Raw genomic sequence first — 1,390 nt, 5'->3', positions numbered from 1 at the left:
GGGAGTGTCAGATTTTTTGTGTTCTAGGCGTTAGTCTGACGTTGCCTCATTTGCTAGCCAGCCGGCTGTGAGTCGTTACGGGGTCGAGTAAATCGCTCCTCGTAAAGGACGGCGAACTGCTGCATGGCCTCGGTCCAATGGTGTGTGGCCGATCCCCATTTGACTGCGATATTTCGCAGCGCCAGCCAGAGCAGCTTAATGGCTGCATCGTCGGTGGGGAAGTGACCGCGCGTTTTGATGATCTTGCGAAGCTGCGCGTTTACGCTTTCTATCGCATTTGTCGTGTAGATCACGCGCCGGATCGCTGGTGGGAACACGAAGAATGGGATGACCTGCTCCCATGCGTCTTTCCAGGCCTTGACGATCATGGGGTACTTCAGACCCCAGGGGCTCGCGGCGAACTCATCGAGTGCCTGTTGCGCGGCCTGAGCGTTCACGGCCGCGTAGATCGGGCGCAGTGCCGCGGCGATGGTGCGGCGCTCCTTCCAGCCCGCGTAGCTCAGGCTGTTGCGGATCAGGTGCACGATGCACGTCTGTAGCGTGGTGGCCGGGAACACGACCTCAAGCGCTTGAGGCATGCCTTTTAAACCGTCTGTCACCGCGATCAGGATGTCCTGCACGCCTCGCGTTTTAAGGTCGTTAAACACCCGCATCCAGAACTTGGCGCCTTCGGTGGTCTCGATCCACAGGCCCAGAACCTCGCGGCTGCCGTCTGGCAGCACCCCCAGCGCCAGATAGACCGCCTTGTTCTGCACCAGCCCTTCATCCCGGATCTTGACCCTCAGTGCGTCGAAGAACACCACCGGCAACATCGGATCGAGCGGCCGGTTCTGCCAGGCCTGCAGCTCTTCCATGACCTCATCTGTGACCGAGCTGATGAACTCCGGCGACACGTCGGTGCCGTACTGCTCATCCAGAAATGCTCGGATCTCACGCACGCTCATGCCTCGGGCGTACATCGCGATGATCTTGTCATCGAACCCCGTAAACCGCCGGGCGTGCTTGGGGATCAGGATCGGAGCAAAACTGCCGTCCCGATCACGCGGAATATCAAGCTTGAGCGGGCCGTCATCGGTCAGCACCGTCTTGCTGCTCTTGCCGTTGCGCTGGTTGCTGGACGCCTCGGGCCGGGCCTGCCCGGCGGGATAGCCTAGGTGCTGGCCAAGCTCGGCGCCCAGCGCACGCTCGATCAGCGCCTTCTTCAACAGCATGAACGTGTCCTGAACCGCCTCGGCTGTCATCGGTCCGGTTACAAGTTCATCAAGTAACTGCTCAGCACTGGCCGGCAGCGCCGGCTTACTGGACTGCTTCGCGGACTTCGGATTGCGTGCCATGGTCGGTCTCCTTGAAAACCATCATAGGCCTGCACACAAAAATCCGGATACTCCCG

At 60.3% G+C, this 1,390-nt stretch carries 1 protein-coding gene; it reads right to left on the bottom strand.

Features of this window, described 5'->3' with window-relative positions; translation table 11 throughout:
- Positions 1-53 precede the first annotated feature (53 nt).
- The gene (locus tag KYC_RS02405) at positions 54-1,334 is read right to left on the bottom strand and encodes an IS256 family transposase (protein WP_050814825.1); all 1,281 of its coding nucleotides are present in this window, start codon (positions 1,332-1,334) and stop codon (positions 54-56) included.
- Positions 1,335-1,390: the final 56 nt, after the last annotated feature.

Source organism: Achromobacter arsenitoxydans SY8 (assembly GCF_000236785.1).
GTDB lineage: Bacteria > Pseudomonadota > Gammaproteobacteria > Burkholderiales > Burkholderiaceae_B > Achromobacter > Achromobacter arsenitoxydans.
The sequence above is the reverse complement of the archived record's forward strand: the minus strand, read 5'-3'. Positions and strand labels throughout refer to the sequence as shown.